Genomic DNA, 15,791 nt, shown 5'->3' with positions numbered 1-15,791 from the left:
GGATCGGCCTGTTCGCTTATTATACCGTGCTGAACCTGGCGGTGCTGGCGATCGCGTGGCGCCGGGCGTGGCGGATGGTGAACCTGATCGGCTTCGTCGCCACCTTCGGCCTGGCCACGCTGTGGGGCGTGCTGGTGTACGATCCGGCGCTGTACGGCCTCTCGCAATTCTTCCTGATCCTGTTCGTGCTCATCTACGTGGTCGCCGGAATCCTGCACGCGCGCAACCGGCCGGGGCGGATGGGGAACGTGGTGGACGGCACCCTGCTGTTCGGCCCGGCGCTGGCCGGCTTCGGGTTGCAGGCCGGGCTGGTGCGCGATCTGCCGCTCGGCAGCGCCTTTTCCGCGCTGGGACTCGGCGCGCTGTATCTCGGGCTGGCGCTGTTCGTGATCCGACGCGGGCGCGGCGACAATCGCGTGCTGGGCGACGGTCTGATCGCGGTCGCGGTCGGCTTCGTCACGCTGGCGGTGCCGCTGGCGCTGGGCGTCCGCTGGACGGCCTCGGTGTGGGCGCTGGAGGGGGCGGGCGCCTTCTGGCTGGGGATGCGGCAGGCGCGCTGGCTGCCGCGCGCGTTCGGGCTGGCGTTGCAGGCGGCGGGGGCGCTCGTCTTCCTTGCCGCCGTGCGAAACAACGTCTCGGCGCTGCCGCTGCTCAACCCGAACACGCTGGGCGCGCTGCTGCTGGCGTTGCCGGCCTTCGCCATCGCGTGGTGGCTGCGCGGGCCGCTGGCGGAGGGCGAGTCGCGCTGGGCCAAGGGCTATGCCGGGATCGAGCGCGCCCTGCCGCAGCCGATGTTCCTGTACGCCTTCCTGCTGTGGTGCATCGCCTGCCTGCTGGAGATCGGCCGGTTGCTGCCCCCGCGTGTCGCGGGCGAGGCGCTGGTGCCGGTGGTGCCGTGGGATCTGCGCGGTCCGGCGGCGATGCTCGCGTTCGTCGCCAGCGCCGCCGTTTCGGCATGGATCGGCCGGCGACGCGCATGGGCGGTGGCGACATGGCCGGGGCGGGTGACTTTGGTGGCGCTGGTGCTTGCGCTGCTCGGGCGAAGCGGGGCGGGCAGCTTCATCCTCGTGACGCCCAACTGGCTTTTCTGGCTGGCAGGCACGGCGCTGCACTATCGCCTGCTCTATCTGAATGACCGGGACACGCCGGCGGGCGATCCGGCTCTCGGCCTGCAACGCGCGGTGCATGTGGGCAGCGCGTGGCTGGTGGCGGCGATGGTGACCGACTGCCTGTGGTTCGCCATCGACCGCGCCGATCTGTGGCACACGTCATGGGCGGGCGTGACCTTCCTCGTCGGCGCGATCGCCGCGCTGCTGGGGCTGGCGCTGTGGGCGGGGCGGGGCGCGGGGCGCCGGTGGCCGCTGGCCACCCACCGCGAGGAGTACCTCTGGTCCGCCGCCGTGCCGATCGCCGCCCTCGTCTATGTCGGCGCGGCGGGCACCGCGCTGTTCGCCGAGGGGCGCACCGATCCGCTGCCCTATGTGCCGCTGCTCAACCCGGTCGATCTGTCGCTGGCGCTCGCCATCGCGGTGCTGGCATTGTGGCAGCGCACCGTCGTCGCCGCTTCGCCCCGTCCGCCGGGCGCGGCCCTGCTCGACGGGCCGCCGCCGTTGATCGCGCTGGCGGCGCTCGCCTTCGTGGTGGTGAACACGGTGTGGCTGCGGATCGCGCATCACCTGCTCGGCGTGGCGTGGAGCGGGCCGGCGTTGATGGGCAGCTTCGTGGTGCAGACCGGCCTGTCGATCCTGTGGACGCTGCTGGCGCTGGCGCTGACGCTGACGGCGCACCGGCGCGGGCAGCGGACGATGTGGTTGGCGGGCGCAGGGCTGCTCGGCGTGGTGGTGGCGAAACTGCTGCTGGTCGATCTGTCGAACGCCGATGGCGCGGCGCGGATCGTCACCTTCATCGTGGTCGGCATATTGATGCTGGTGGTCGGCTATTTCGCGCCGCTGCCGCCGAAGGCCGCCGATGCGCCGGCAAGGGAGGGGCGGGCATGATCCGATCGATCGCGGTATTGGCGGCGGCGCTGCTGCTTTCGGCCCCGGCCGGCGCTGCCGAAGCGGATCGGCCCGAGGCCTATGCCGTGCGCATCCCCGTCACCCCCGCGCCCGGTGGCTCGTTGCAGCAACTGGCGGTGCCGACGCGCGCGCTGGTCGCCTCGCAGCGGGCCGGGCTGGCCGATCTGCGTATCTTCGACGGGCGCGGGCAGGCGGTGCCGATCGCGCTTTCCACCGCCCCCGCCGGGCCACGCCACCGCATGATGACGCTGCCCGCGCTGCCGATACTGGGTGCGGCCGGCACGCTGGCGGTGACGGGCGTGTCGCTGCGGATCGACGAGGGCCAGCGTGCCAGCGTGGTGCGCGTCGACGGCACGCCGCGGGCGGGCGCGGGCGCGGGCACGGTGGTGCTGGGTGTCCTGTTCGATACGCGCCGCCTCGCCGGACCGGTCGATGCGCTGACACTCGATGCCGAGGTGCCGGTCGCCCAGCCCGTCACCTTCACGATCGAGGCGAGCGACGACTTGCAGGATTGGCAGCCGGTGGCCTGCAAGACGCTCTATCGCGCCGATGCGGCGGCGGCGCCCGAGGCGATCGCTTTTGCGGCCATGGGTCTGCACGGCCGGTATCTGCGGGTCACGTGGCAGGCGGCCTCGCGGCTCGTATCGCCGGTGGTGGTGCGGGGGGCGCGGCTGGCGATGGTGGCGGGCGAGGCGGTGGCGAGGCAGCGCGCCGTGATCGGCCTGCCCGCATCGGCCGGCGGCAAGGCGATCGAGTTCGCCTTGCCGTTCGCCACCCCGGTCGCCGCGCTGGAGGGGGTGCCGACAGGCGGCGACAGCGTCGTGCCCGTCCGCATCCTCGGCCGCGACGCGCGCGATCAGGCGTGGGTGCCGCTCGCCGCCGGCCCGGTGTTCCGCCTGACGAACAGCGGGCGCACCCGCCTCAACCCGCCGTTCGACCTGCACGGCGCCCGTTTCCGCACGCTGCGGATCGAGACGGACGCCAACAGCGCCGGTTTCGCCGCCACGCCGGAAGTAGCGGTGCGGTTCGATCCGGTGCGGCTGATCTTTCTTGCCAGCAGTACGCCGCCATTCGTGCTGGCGGCGGGGCGGCGGGATGCGCCGCCTGTCTGGCTGCCGGCCGCCAGCCTCGTGCCCGGCTATGGCCCGGCCGCCGATGCCGCACTCCCCGCCGCGACGACGGCGCCCGCCGCCGACCCGGTCGTGGCGGCGGCGGCGCCGGACGCGACCGCCGCGCGTCGCGGCATGGTGCTGTGGGCGGTGCTGCTGGCGGGCACCGCGTTGCTCGGTGCGATGGTGTGGTGGCTGATGCGTCAGCGTCCGCGCGCGGCGTAAGCGGCGGGGCGCCTCGGTATCATGTCGACAGGCGACACGACGCGGCGATCGGCAGACCTGACCCGGGACGCCCGCGCCATGGTGTTCGAGGCATGCTGATTTCGGGGCGGCGCGGTCCTGCCGGACGAGTCGGCAGGCGTCTCGTGCCGCCGACTGGCTTGCGGGATCGGCCTGACGCTCGTGTCGCAGGAAGGTGCGATCGGCATGTATCCCTTCGTCGCGGCGCCGGGCAAGGTGGTCGAGAAGGGTCGTCTATCGCGGCTACGACACGCCGCTGCCGGCCACGCCGCAGGCCGACCGTGACCGGATCGACGGCGTCCGCCCGAACGGCATCCGCGCCGCTATCCCCGATGCTCTCCATCGTCTGGGATCGCCTGGACCGCCGTTGCCGCCGCCGTGCCGATAATGCCGACGCCCTTGCCGGTAGGTCGGTCAGCCCGCCTTCGGCGTTCCCGCCGGTATAGGCATAGTCCCAGCGGTTCGAATGAATTCGCTGGTTACGAGGCGCCTATGTCGAGGACCAGCCGTGTGAGCCTGGTGCGAGCGATCTTCCAGCCGTCCTCGCTCCTCACATAGGTTTCCGTATAATGGCCGTAGCCGGTAAGGCTCGGGCCGCCTTCGAAGATCACGCGATCCTGCATGGCGAAAATCGCCTCTGCCCGGTCGGCGCCGTCGAACCGGATCTCGGGCGCGTGGATCTGATGAGCGGTCCTGGCGGTTTCGAGAAACTGACGGACGGAGGCGACCGCCGCCCCACGGCCCTCGATCGGTGCCGGACCGCCGGCTTGCGAGGTGTCGAGCACCAGATCGTCGGTGAACAACGCAGCCCACTGCTCCCACTGCTTGGTATCGAGCAGGCGGCAGTAACGTGCCTTGACCTCACCGATCGCGATCCTGTCGGCGATGCGCTCTGCTGACACCCGTATCTCCTTACCGGAAAGTCGTGAGCGGTCATCGGGGAGGTCGCATGAGATCGGCGTCCTCCCCGGTGAGGCCGCGAGGATCAGAAGCGGAACGACACGTCGATGCCGTAGGTCCGCGCTTCCTGATACTCGGCAGAGGAGATGAAGCCCGCGATCAGCCCGAACGTCTGCTGCTTCTCGTTGGTGAGGTTGCGCCCCCACAGCGCGACCTCGGCCTTGACCGGGCCAAGCCCGATGTCGGTCAGCGCCGCCCGGGCGTTGACGAGTTGCTGCGCGGGCGAGAAGCGGAGCGTGGCGTAGTTCGGATTGTTGCGGATCTCGTTGGAATCTGTCCTGAACCGGTCGCGCCAGATCAGATCGCCACGCAACGACACGCCGACGTCACCGAAGAGCGGGCCGGACTCATATTGCGCATAGGCCGACCCGGTCCACTTGGGCTGGAGCGTGGGACGGAACGCATCCTGAGTGGCGGTCGTCAGCCCGACGGTGGCGAGCACCTGCGGGTTGAGCGATCCGAAGTTGATGTCGGTGTAAGCGACGCTGGCGCCCACGGTGACACCGCGAACCGGCGCGGCGGTGGCCTCGAACTCGAAGCCCTTCACCTTGCTCGATCCCTGCGTGACGATGACGGTGCCGAGTTCGTTGCGGGCCGGGACGAGGTTGCGGCCGCCCTGGGCGGTCTGAACGTTCTTGTACTTCGCGAGATACACCGAGAGGTTGGTGCGTAGCTTGCGGTTGAACAGGTCGGCCTTGACGCCGCCTTCGAGCGAACGGACCGTCTCCGGGGAGAAAGTGATGTCCGCCACCGCGCCACCCGTCACGAAGGCGGTCGAGTATTTCGCGTAGAGCAGGATGTCGTTGCTCGGCCGGAAGTTGGCGCCGGCAAGATAGTTGACGCGCGTATCGTCGAACTTGAAAGCGAAGAGGGTCGGTGCCGCGGTGGTCCCCGCGAGCAGCGAGCCGCTCTTGCGATCGTTGGTCACGCGAGCGCCGCCGACGAGATCGAGCTGATCGGTGACGTGGAACTCCGCCTGCGCGTAGGCGGCCAGCGATGTGGCCTTGTTGCGGGACAGGCCGTTCTGCGCCGTGCCACTGAAGTTGATCTGGTTCAGCGGCGTGTTCAGCTGCGCGATGGTGGGGAGGATCAGCGACGGGTTGGCGCCGAAGCCGCCGTTGGTCGTCACCAGCGAATAGTTCGTCGGCGCACCCAGCGGATTGCCGGTCACGTCCTTGCCGTGAAAATAGACCCCGCCGACCGTGAGCGTCAGGAAATCCGACTGGTAGTTCGCCTGAAGCTCGTTGCTGTATTGCTTGCTGATGCTGAAGTTCTGGTTGGCGATGAACAGGAACGGCCGCCCGACATAGCCCTGGACCAGCGGCGTGGTCGCCGCGATCGCGGCCGCCAGCGTTTGCGCGTTGGCCGGCAGCCCGAGGCTGGGGTTTGCGCCGAGGACGAAGATCGCCGCGACGGGGCTGACCGCCGACTGCGGGAATGTCAGCCCGCCCGCCCCGTCAAGCTGGGTCGCAGCGCTGACCCGGCTCTTGCGATAGGACGCGATATTCGTGAGCGACAGGGCATCGCTGACGTCCAGCTTCATCGTCAGATTGTGCCCGTACACTTTCTGGTCGCGCGGGATCGTGAAGGCGTTGTTGACGGCCTTCGGCCGCTTGCGTCCATCGGCGACGTCGAAGTTGCGCGTCGCGAAGATCGAGTTGGCGATCCCCGCGAGCGGGCCGAGCTGGGAAGTGTCGATCCCGGTCGTGGCGATGCCGCTCGGCGTGCCGCGATCGCGCGAGATGTCGAACTTGTAGGTGGCGGTGAAATTGCCGCCCGGATCGAACTTCAGCGCACCGAAGAAGGAGCGGGTATCCTTGGCGCCCAGGGTCTTGGGCGATGTCGCGGTGCCGAAGCCGAATGCGGAGCGATCGAGCACCGTGCCGGCGCCGAGGTTGCGGATGTCACCGTCACGATCCTCCGCCACGAAGGTGGCGTATGCGCTGAACGGGCCGAACTGCGGCGTGTCGATCGTCGTCCGGGTGCGGAACAGGTCGTAATTGCCGACCGAGAAGACCTGCCGGGCGCTGAACTCGCCGGTCGGGTCGCGGGTGGAGACGCTGATCGCGCCGGCGGTGGCGTTGCGGCCGAACAGCGTGCCCTGCGGGCCGCGCAGCACCTCGATCCGCTGGAGATCGGGAAGATCGAAGATCGATCCGCGCGGCGAGGAGACGTACACGCCGTCGAGATAGATCGACACCTGCTTGTCGGACCCCGGGACCACGCCATAGCTGGTCGCGCCACGGATCGAGAAGGTCGGGATGGAAGAGCCGCCGGCGGCCGGGCGCACCGTCACGCCGGGCGCCAGGCCGCTGAGGTCCGTCACGCTCTGCACGCGGTTGGCGGTGAGCGTCTCCTCGGTCACCGCGGTGATCGCGATGGGCACGTCCTGCAGGCTCTGCTCGCGCTTCTGGGCGGTCACGACGATGTCGGCGAGGCCGCTCTGCGCGGTATTGTTCTGCGCTGCGGTTCCCGTATCCTGCGCGACGGCCGGAGCCGTCCATACGGTCAGCCCCATCGCCGCGGTGCCGAGCAGCAGCCGGGTGCGTGCGCTCGCGATAGCCTTGTAGTTCGTCATGATCCCCCCCCCAAACCGCCGACCCTTTTATCGGTCGGTCGTTGTCATTTCATGTTTCGCTGCCTGACACAGGCCGCATCCGTAGTTTCGTATCGGGTCAACCCGTAACGACGTGTTCGACTGACGCTCCCCGTCCGAAACTACGGCTGAAGCACCCCGGACGAGGCCTGACCCGCCCACGGATCGAAGAAGCGCTATGTCCCCCAACTCGCCGGTCTACGACTGTGTACGGTTGGACGTAACAGCCCGACCGATCTACGGCAAGGCGCATGAAGGAAAAATCAGGCGAGACGCCGACCAGCCGACCCCGCAATTCCGCCATGACGACCGAGGCGATCCTTCGGGCCGCTCAACGACTGTTTGCGGCGAAAGGATACACGACGACCGGCGTACGCGAGATAGCGGCCGAGGCAGGGGTGAACTCGGCGCTGGTACGGCGATACTTCGGCTCGAAGGAGGGGCTGCTGCGCGCCGCGATCGAGGAATATCTTCACATGGACGACATTCTCGACAGTGATCGTGCAGGGCTTGGCGAACGCGTCGTCGCCCAGTTGCGGCTGGCGGAAACGATCGACAATCCGGTTTCGATGATGGTGCTGGCAACCGCCGATCCCGCCGCGCGGATGCTGTGCTCGGATCTGGTGCACGAACGCGTCATCCTGCCGTTGGCGGAGTGGCTGGGCCCGCCCGATGCCATGGCGCGGGCCGGGCAACTCAACCTCCTGTGGATGGGCTTCATGACAGTGCGGGAGATCCTTCCGACGAAGCCGGTTCATGAATTCGAGGCACAGACGTTCGACTGGCTGGCGAAAGCGACGCAGGCGATTGTCGACCAGTGAGGGACGGCGGCGTTGACACGCCGCGCCATGATGTCCACGAATGAGTACATAACGGTAGAATGGTCGGCATAGCCGGCCGGGTGGGGAGGCGTGTCGTGACCTGTCGATCTGGCACACCGAAATGATTGAGACCGTACCGGACAAGCCGGTTCTGGTCGCTGGTGCCAGCGGATTTGTCGGCAGCCACATCACGCGATTGCTGGTCGAGCGCGGTCGCCGGGTTCGCGTGCTGCTGCGCGCATCGAGCAATCGCGAGGCGCTGGAAGGCCTGCCGATCGAGATCGTCACAGGCGACGTACTCGATCCCGCCTCGCTGCATGCCGCGATGGAGGGGTGTGACACCGTCTTCTACAGCGTCGTCGATCCGCGCTTCTGGTTGACCGATCAGACGCCGATCGTACGCAACAATGTCGAGGGACTGGTCAACGCGATGAACGCCGCGTTGGCCTGTGGCGTCCGGCGCTTCGTATTCACCAGCAGCATGGGCACCCTGGGAATCGATCCCGATCGGCCGGTGACCGAGGACGTGCCGTTCAACTGGCATGACCGCGCACCTCCCTATATCCGCGCACGTCTCGAGGCGGAGACGCGTTTCCTGGCCTGCTGCCGTGAGCGTGGCCTGCCCGGGATCGCGCTGTGCGTCGCCAACACCTACGGTCCGCAGGATTATCAGCCGACTCCACATAACGGCTCCTTGTGGCGCGTCGCCAGCGGGCAGCAGAAGGTGGCGGTGGATGTCGCGCAGCCGGTGGTCGATATCCGCGACGTCGCCGAGGCCGCCTTGGCGGCGGAGGCGCTTGGACATATCGGCGAACGCTACATCATCGCCGGTGATTTTGTCGGTGCTCGCGACTTCTATGCGCCGGCCGTGGCGCGGCGGGGGGTGCCGATGCCACGGTTCATGTCGTATCGCCTCGCCTATGCAATCGCCTGGGTCGCGGAGCGCTGGGCAAGGCTGCTCGGTCGCCGGGACAGCCTCCTCACCACCGATGCGATCTATCTGTCCAACGTGTTCCGCGCGCTCGACAACGCCAAGGCACGTCGCGACCTGGGATGGACGCCGCGACCGCTGCGCGAAACCATCGAAGACACCGTCGACTGGTTTGCCGCCCGCGAGAGAAACCTGACGATGAAATAAAAATAGCCGATGAAGGAGGTTGCGATCGCCGGTGTGGGGTCGATCAAGCGACTGTGTCCATTCGCGCTTTCCGACGTTCCCTCGCGGCCTGGCGCGAGGTTGGTGACCCCTACGGGAAGGGTCTGCGGGAAAAACTCTCAAGTATAATCAACAACTTAGCTAGGCGCCTAGGTTTCGTTCGTAACGCGTTTGTAGCACCGAAACGCGATGGAGGAATATGGAAAAGAGCCCGTCAGGTCAACAGGATCTCATGGACGGGCCTGGACGATCGACGTGCTTATCGGGGCGGCATGTTAGCCACGGTCGACGAAACTCTTGGCTGTGGTGCGTGGCGCCCGGGGGGGACTTAGCGCCAACCTGTCAACCGTTTCACGACCGCGTTCGCGGCGCTCATCTACGCTAGGCGCGGATGCGCACGAGATGCTCGATGTCGTGCCGGTTTTTCAAGATTGCGCGCTCTGGGTCGTATCGAACCGTACCTGGGCCTGACCCGGAGTAAGGCCGCCGCAACGAACCAACTTGGGTAGCCGCGCCTCCGCTCGCTCGATCCCCTCGGGCATCGGATAATTTGCTCTCGCCGCAGCGCTTTATCGCGGCATCCCGCCGAGCCCGCTTGCCTGGCGCAGCGCGTCTCCGCCGAGGCGGTAGCCATCCAGAAAGACGGTATCGACATGGCGCAGGTTGGTGAGGTCGCGTGAGACGTCGCCGTCGACGAGGATGATGTCCGCCGTCTTGCCGGGCGCGATCGATCCGGTGCGATCGGCCATCCCGGTCATCCGCGCGGGAATGATCGTCGCGGTCTGCAGTGCCTCGGCGTTGCTGAGGCCAGCCTGCTGGTAGAGTTCGAGCTCGCGGACCAGTTCCAGTCCGTAGCCGTCAGTGCCGGCGACGATCGGCACGCCGGCCTGATGCAGCCGGCCGACGAGCCCTACCATCTTGGCGAAGCTCTTGCGAAAGTCCTCGCGCGTCAGGCCGCCGAACAGAGGGTAGCCGGCGATCTTCCAGCTACGCGCGACCGCTGGCGGTGCGATCGCGACGAATGGCGCATATTCCGGCGCGACCGTGCTGCCGTCCGAAATCATCAGCGGCTCGAACACGGTGAGGGTCGGGTCGATGATCGTGTGCCGCTTCGCCAGTTCCGCGTAGAAGGCCTTCATCGCCGGGGCGTCGAGATCGACATCCTTGGCGTATCTCGCCGGGCCTTCGAGGCGGGCGGCGGTATTGGCCTTGTCCACCACGTCCTGCGGCATCGCCTGCATCATGATGAAGTTGATGTGCGTCACCTCGTCATAGCCCGCCCGTACGGCATCCAGCGGACGCATCCCGGCGGGCACGTGGCCATGAACGTGCAGGTCGAGCTTGTGCGCCTCAGCGGCCGCCGGAGCGATCCACGCCGGGTTCATCGAGGTGTAGAACTTCACCCCCCACAGGCCCGCCGCCTTGATCCTGTCCACCGCCGCGATCGCCTCCGCCGCCGACGACACGGTGAGCGCGCCCTGCGCGGCCAACGGATCCTTGCGATCGATGATGACCGAAACCTTGCCGTCCGGCGCCAGCAGATCACCGGCGGCGCGGCGCTTGTAGATGCTGAGGGCGTCCTCGATCTGCGAGCCGGGGCTGCGATAGTTGGTCATGCCGGTGGCGACGTTCTGTAGCAGGTTCCAGTCGTCCCCGCCGACGTGGCGATGCGAATCCCACAGTCCGGGCGTCAGCGTCTTGCCGCGTCCGTCGATCGTGGTGGCACCGGCCGGCGGCTTGATCGTGCCGCCCGCGCCCACTACCACAACCTTGCCATCGGCGATCAGCACCGCCCGGTCCGGCAGATATTTACCCGCGACCGAATCGAACATCAGCACATGATCGACCAGCGTCGGCGTGCGGTTGGCGGGCTTCAGAAAGCCATGCGCCACATCGCGCACCATGGCGGCAGTCGCCTGATCCTGGATGTCTTTCAGCTTGGGGCCGGCGATCTCGTAGCCCTCGGGCAGCAGCGATATGTCGCCGACATTGCCGAAGAAGCGGTTGTCCCCATCCAGCCAGATCGGCACGGGCGCGAAGCCGTAGCCCCGGATGAAGGCGAGCCTGACGGTCTTCGGCCCCTGCGGCCCGGTGATCTGTACGGGTGCGCCGATTGCGATGCTGGCGTGGCCCGTCGGCAGCAGATCGATACCCTTGCCGCCAGCCACGACGAGCGCCTCAACGTCTCGCTCCATGGCGAGCATCGGCCCGCCATAAGGGTTGTAGCGTTTGCCGGCGAACGGCGCCGATCCGGCATCCACCGCGGTCTTCCAGTGGGCCACGCCGGTGGGGTCGACGGTGAACTCCTCGGTCGCATCGCCCGAATCGGTGAAGCCGCGGATGGCGATGGCGGTCGGCCGCTGGTCGGCGCCGGCCGTCAATAACTCATCCGTTTCCGTGACCCAGCCGCGCAGGGACATGGACATGCGGTAGGCCAGGCGCTTGTCCGGCATCGTCCACGACCAGACATCGCCATGTTTGCCCGCAGTCGAACTGATCGTGTAGTGGCGCGCGCCGGCTGGCGGCACCATCAGCTGCTCCTTCGTCGCCGGCGTGGCCATGGCGATCGATGCGGCGGTGATCGACGCGGGGGCGGCAAGCAAGGACGCAAGCATCGGGCGGCGCATTCTGTGTGACCCCCATTAGAATGCGGGCAGCTTGGCGAGCCGCGTCCCCCAGCGCAACGGCTGTTCTACAAAGATGCCGGGCGGTGGGCCGTGCTCGAGAGTGCGGCCGGGCTAAATCCAACAGCGTTAGGGACCCAGAAAGCGACATTGCCGAGCCGCTTTCGCCACCCAGACATTTGCCGTTCGTTCAGGCGTCGGCGACTCCTCGATCGATGGGCAAACGCCGCCGGTCTGCGCTCCGATTTTCACCTAAAGGAACAATGAAAACCGGAGCTGTTGAGCCTTGGCCGTAAACAACTCGTCCGGCAGTCCCGCTCAGGCCCATCCCCCCCGCCGGCCACGTTCGCGCATCGCGTCGATGAACACGCGCACCGCGGGCATCGTCGCCCGACCGGGGTCGTAGAGCAGGCTGACCGGCATGGCGGGCGGGGCGTGATCCGCCAGCACCTCGACCAGTCGCCCGCTGGCGATCTGTGCAGCGGAGTGGTAGCTCAGCACGTTGGCCAGCCCCCCCCCCGCCTCGGTGGCGGCGAGGATCGCGTCGATGCCGTTGATGGAAAGGCGGGGCACCAGCCCGGCCGCCTTCTCGGCGCGCGGACCGAACGGCCATCCGCTGCCCGCGCGCACGCCGCTGCCCATGATGCACCGATGGCCGGCCAGATCGGCGGGATCGCGGGGCACGCCATGCTCGGCCAGATAGGCCGGGCTGGCGACGATGGTCTGCCGCACCGAGCTGATCGTCACGCTGCGCAAGCTGCTGTCGGCAAGCGCCCCGATCCGCACTGCGACGTCCACGCCCTCCTCGACGATGCGGACATTGCGGTCGAGCAGCATCATGCGGGCGCTGAGGCCCGCATGGCTTGCCAGCAACGTGTTGATGACTGGCAGCACATGCAGCCGCCCGAACATGACCGGCGCGGTCACATAGAGCAGTCCCCGTGGGACCGATCGACTGCCCATCGCGATCTGCTCCGCCTCGCGCAGTTCCGCCAGTATCCGCCGCGCCCTGTCGAGCAGGACCGCCCCGTCGTCGGTCATCGACACCGCCCGCGTCGAGCGATGGAAGAGCGTCACGCCCAGATGCCGCTCGAGCGCCGCGACCGCGCGCGTGACCGCGGGCGGCGACAGGTTCAGCGCGCGTGCCGCCGCCGCGAAGCCGCGCTGTTCGGCCACCGCGACGAACACGGACAGGCTTTCGAAGCGATCCATCATTCCTCGATGCGCAATAGTGAATGCCGTTGATCGCGAATTATCATGGTTACGGCAACGCGCCATGTTGCCGGCCATGGCACAGACCTATCTCCGCGCGCTTTTCGGCCCCCGTGCCCGCGCGATGCAGGCGGCCGCGGGCTCGCGCGCATCCTATGCCCGAATGGAAGCCGGCGCGGGGCCGCTGGACGCGTTGACGGCGCGGGAACTGGATTTCATCGCCGCCCGCGACAGTTTATACATGGCGAGCATTTCCGAGCATGGCTGGCCCTATGTCCAGCATCGCGGCGGGCCGGCGGGCTTCTTAAGGCACATCGAGAGCAATCGCATCGGGTTCGCCGACTATCGCGGCAACCGGCAATATCTTTCCGCCGCGCATGTCGCGGCTGACGACCGAATCGCGCTGTTCCTGATGGCCTATCCGAACCGCCGGCGCCTGAAGATCATCGGCCATGCCGAGGCGAGCGACGACCCCGCGGTCATCGCCGCGCTGATGCCACCCGGCTACGCGGCCGAACCGGAGCGCGGCTTCCTGATCGACGTCGTCGGCTTCGACTGGAACTGCCCGCAACATATCACCCCGCGGTTCACCGAGGCGGAGGTGCGCAGCGCCTCTCAACCGCTGATCGACGAGATCGCGGTGCTACGCGCGCGCATCGCAGAACTGGAAGGGACAGCATCATGACCGCCACACTCACACGGGGCGTCCACCATATCGGCCTGACCGTGCCCGACCTCGATCAGGCGCGCGGCTTCTTCTGCGGCACGCTGGGGTTCGAGGAGGTCGGCGGCGTGCCCGATTATCCCTCGATCTTCGTTTCGGACGGTGCGATCCTGCTGACCCTGTGGCGCGCCGCCGACCCGCCGACCGCCCGCGCCTTCGACCGGTGTGCCAATATCGGGCTCCACCATCTCTCGCTCTCGGTCGCCGACGATGCAGCGCTCGCGGCGGCTTGGGACGCGGTGACCGCCCATCCCGAGGTGGTGGTCGATGCGCCGCCCGGCTCCATCGCGCCCGGATCGACGACGCGACATTTCCTCGTCTTCATTCCGGGCGGCATCCGCCTCGAATTTGCCACTCCCTTTGCCTGAAAGGATCGACCCGATGTCGCGACCGCCCCTACCGCCCTTCACCCATGAGACCGCGCTGCAAAAGGTGCGCGCCGCCGAGGATGGCTGGAACAGCCGCGATCCCGGGCGCGTGGCGCTCGCCTACACCCCGGACAGCCAGTGGCGGAACCGCTCCGACTTTCTTCGGGGACGGGACGCCATCGTCGCCTTCCTGACGACGAAGTGGCAGCGCGAGCACGACTATCGGCTCATCAAGGGGCTTTGGGCGCGCGACGGCAACCGGATTGCGGTGCGCTTCGCCTACGAATGGCATGACGAAGCCGGCGACTGGTATCGCGCCTATGGCAACGAGAATTGGGAGTTCGCGCCCAATGGCCTGATGGCGCGCCGGATCGCCAGCATCAACGATGTCCCGATCGCCGTGAAGGATCGGCTGTTCCACTGGCCACTCGGCCGGCGCCCGGAGGATCATCCCGGGCTGGAGGCGCTAGGGCTGTAGGTTCAAGCCGTTGCTCTTCAACCGATCCCGATTGATCCGAACTGCTGCCGGTTTCAACGACTTTTAGCGGCAAGCATACGCGGCCAACCTTGCTCTCCACGAAGCGTGGCATCCGTTCGGATCACGAGCCTGAACAACCGGGTTCGGGGTGCGAGCGGTAAGGCGGAGGTGACCCACACCCGGTCACTCAGCCACCCGGAACTGTCGCTCAGAAACGGACGGCTGTTCATCTTCAGCGAAGACCGTCCTACAAGCATCGGCTGGCGCTGGAGGGAGCAGAGGATGATCGTCACGGCGAGATTGGCTGTCGCGTTGGGCGTTGCCGCCATGTTTGTTCGCGCGGCAGTCGGTCATGCCGCGCCCGTTGAGCAGGTGCCGTGGACGGTGCCGTCGGACGTCATGGTCGAGCGACGTGAGATCACGGTAGAGAATCAGGGCGCGCGCCTTGCTGGCACCCTCTTTCTGCCCGCTGGCCGGCAGCCTCGTGCGGCCATCATAGCGCTGCATGGTGCGCAGGTGCCGTTGCGCACCGATCCACTCTACCGCCACCTCGTTCAAATCCTGCCGCGGCTTGAGATTGCCCTGTTCCTCTACGATCGGCGAGGCTCGGGCCAGTCCACCAGCGGCGGAGCGGCTCCCGGCAATTTTGACCTGCTGGCGGCTGATGCGGTGGCCGCCTTAGCGCGGCTTGCGCGCGAGCCAGGCATCGATCCCGCGCGTATTGGTTTCTGGGGTCTGTCACAGGGCGGGTGGCTGACACTGCTTGCCGCCAGGAAGGAGCAGCGCGCCGCTTTTGCCATCGCCGTGTCGGCTCCGATGGCTGGCGCCGACGTGCAGATGAACTTTGCAGTTGCCAACATCCTGCGTGTTGCGGGACAGCCACAGGCGGTGATCGACCGCGCCATCCGAGCACGCACTGTTGTCGATGATTATGCCCGGGGCCGACGCAGCCGCGCCGAGGCTGCGGCAGCCGAGGCCGATGTCCGGGGCGAGCCTTGGTACGACAAGCTCTGGCTCAAGGGCAACATCGACGACCCCGAATGGAAGCGGCAGATCGAGGCTGATCCATTGCGTGCGCTGGCCGGTTCACAGGTCCCGACGCTCATTCTCTTCGGCCAGGCGGACCCCTGGGTACCAGTCGCGCCCTCCCTAGTCGCGCTGCGAACGCGGGCTGCCGAATTCCCGAAGGCTACCGTGCGTGTCATCGACGGGGCAGATCACGCCATGATGCTCGATGTGTCGCCCGCGCGTCAGCTCGACACCCAGTTTGCCACGCAGGCCGCACCAGATGCACCAGCCTATTTCGCGGTACTCGGTGCCTGGCTGGATGCACGGGCGAAACCGTGACGCCTTGACCCAGTTATGGACGTTCAGCCCGCCTTGACCTCTCCCCGGAATTGGTCGTTCGTTCAGGTTTACCCCGTGGTCAGTTTCAAAGCCTGCGGGAATTGAACGGTAGGGGGAGGTAGCGGCCCGGGAGTT

At 67.5% G+C, this 15,791-nt stretch carries 12 protein-coding genes; 8 read left to right on the top strand and 4 right to left on the bottom strand.

Translation table 11 applies throughout. The features are described 5' to 3' along the window. On the top strand, nt 1-1,997 hold a 1,997-nt coding region (locus FOY91_RS09145), incomplete at its 5' end, for a DUF2339 domain-containing protein (RefSeq protein WP_145150354.1). Then, a complete protein-coding gene (locus FOY91_RS09140; RefSeq protein WP_145150351.1) occupies nt 1,994-3,352 on the top strand; it encodes a DUF3999 family protein in 1,359 nt (452 codons plus the stop codon). The genes FOY91_RS09145 and FOY91_RS09140, both read left to right, overlap by 4 nt. A 497-nt stretch (nt 3,353-3,849) precedes the next feature. On the opposite strand, the gene FOY91_RS09135 is transcribed toward FOY91_RS09140, so the two are convergent. Together FOY91_RS09135 and FOY91_RS09130 are read right to left on the bottom strand one after the other, a co-directional pair. Then, a complete protein-coding gene (locus tag FOY91_RS09135) occupies nt 3,850-4,272 on the bottom strand; it encodes a nuclear transport factor 2 family protein (RefSeq protein ID WP_145150348.1) in 423 nt (140 codons plus the stop codon). A gap of 83 nt (nt 4,273-4,355) precedes the next feature. Then, nucleotides 4,356-6,908, bottom strand: a complete 2,553-nt coding sequence (locus tag FOY91_RS09130; RefSeq protein WP_145150345.1) for a TonB-dependent receptor — start codon at nt 6,906-6,908, stop codon at nt 4,356-4,358. Nucleotides 6,909-7,228: 320 nt separating this feature from the next. Here FOY91_RS09130 and FOY91_RS09125 point away from each other — a divergent pair, with 320 nt between their 5' ends. Beyond that, on the top strand, nt 7,229-7,747 hold the full coding sequence (locus FOY91_RS09125) for a TetR/AcrR family transcriptional regulator (RefSeq protein ID WP_162527186.1): 519 nt from the start codon (nt 7,229-7,231) through the stop codon (nt 7,745-7,747). A 121-nt stretch (nt 7,748-7,868) separates the two neighbouring features. Then, nucleotides 7,869-8,885 carry an NAD-dependent epimerase/dehydratase family protein gene (locus FOY91_RS09120; protein ID WP_145150339.1) on the top strand — a complete coding sequence of 339 codons (1,017 nt, stop codon included), beginning with the start codon at nt 7,869-7,871 and terminating at the stop codon, nt 8,883-8,885. 587 nt (nt 8,886-9,472) lie between these two features. Here FOY91_RS09120 and FOY91_RS09115 read toward each other — a convergent pair. Further along, nucleotides 9,473-11,518 (bottom strand): amidohydrolase family protein, encoded by a 2,046-nt coding sequence (locus tag FOY91_RS09115; protein ID WP_238995320.1) that lies wholly within the window; start codon nt 11,516-11,518, stop codon nt 9,473-9,475. A 327-nt stretch (nt 11,519-11,845) separates the two neighbouring features. Further along, on the bottom strand, nt 11,846-12,739 hold the full coding sequence (locus tag FOY91_RS09110) for a LysR family transcriptional regulator (protein ID WP_145150360.1): 894 nt from the start codon (nt 12,737-12,739) through the stop codon (nt 11,846-11,848). A gap of 76 nt (nt 12,740-12,815) precedes the next feature. On the opposite strand from FOY91_RS09110, the gene FOY91_RS09105 reads away from it, so the two are divergent. The 4 genes from FOY91_RS09105 (at nt 12,816) to FOY91_RS09090 (ending at nt 15,656) form a co-directional block, all read left to right on the top strand. After that, nucleotides 12,816-13,424 (top strand): pyridoxamine 5'-phosphate oxidase family protein, encoded by a 609-nt coding sequence (locus tag FOY91_RS09105; protein WP_145150333.1) that lies wholly within the window; start codon nt 12,816-12,818, stop codon nt 13,422-13,424. Continuing rightward, a complete protein-coding gene (locus tag FOY91_RS09100; protein ID WP_145150330.1) occupies nt 13,421-13,831 on the top strand; it encodes a VOC family protein in 411 nt (136 codons plus the stop codon). Before FOY91_RS09105 ends, FOY91_RS09100 begins: the two co-directional genes overlap by 4 nt. Before the next feature lie 13 nt (nt 13,832-13,844). Continuing rightward, nucleotides 13,845-14,309 carry a nuclear transport factor 2 family protein gene (locus FOY91_RS09095; RefSeq protein ID WP_145150327.1) on the top strand — a complete coding sequence of 155 codons (465 nt, stop codon included), beginning with the start codon at nt 13,845-13,847 and terminating at the stop codon, nt 14,307-14,309. Between the two features lie 282 nt (nt 14,310-14,591). Further along, nucleotides 14,592-15,656 carry an alpha/beta hydrolase family protein gene (locus FOY91_RS09090; RefSeq protein WP_145150324.1) on the top strand — a complete coding sequence of 355 codons (1,065 nt, stop codon included), beginning with the start codon at nt 14,592-14,594 and terminating at the stop codon, nt 15,654-15,656. Nucleotides 15,657-15,791: the final 135 nt, after the last annotated feature.

This window comes from Alterirhizorhabdus solaris (assembly GCF_007785815.1).
Taxonomy (GTDB): domain Bacteria; phylum Pseudomonadota; class Alphaproteobacteria; order Sphingomonadales; family Sphingomonadaceae; genus Alterirhizorhabdus; species Alterirhizorhabdus solaris.
The sequence above is the reverse complement of the archived record's forward strand: the minus strand, read 5'-3'. Positions and strand labels throughout refer to the sequence as shown.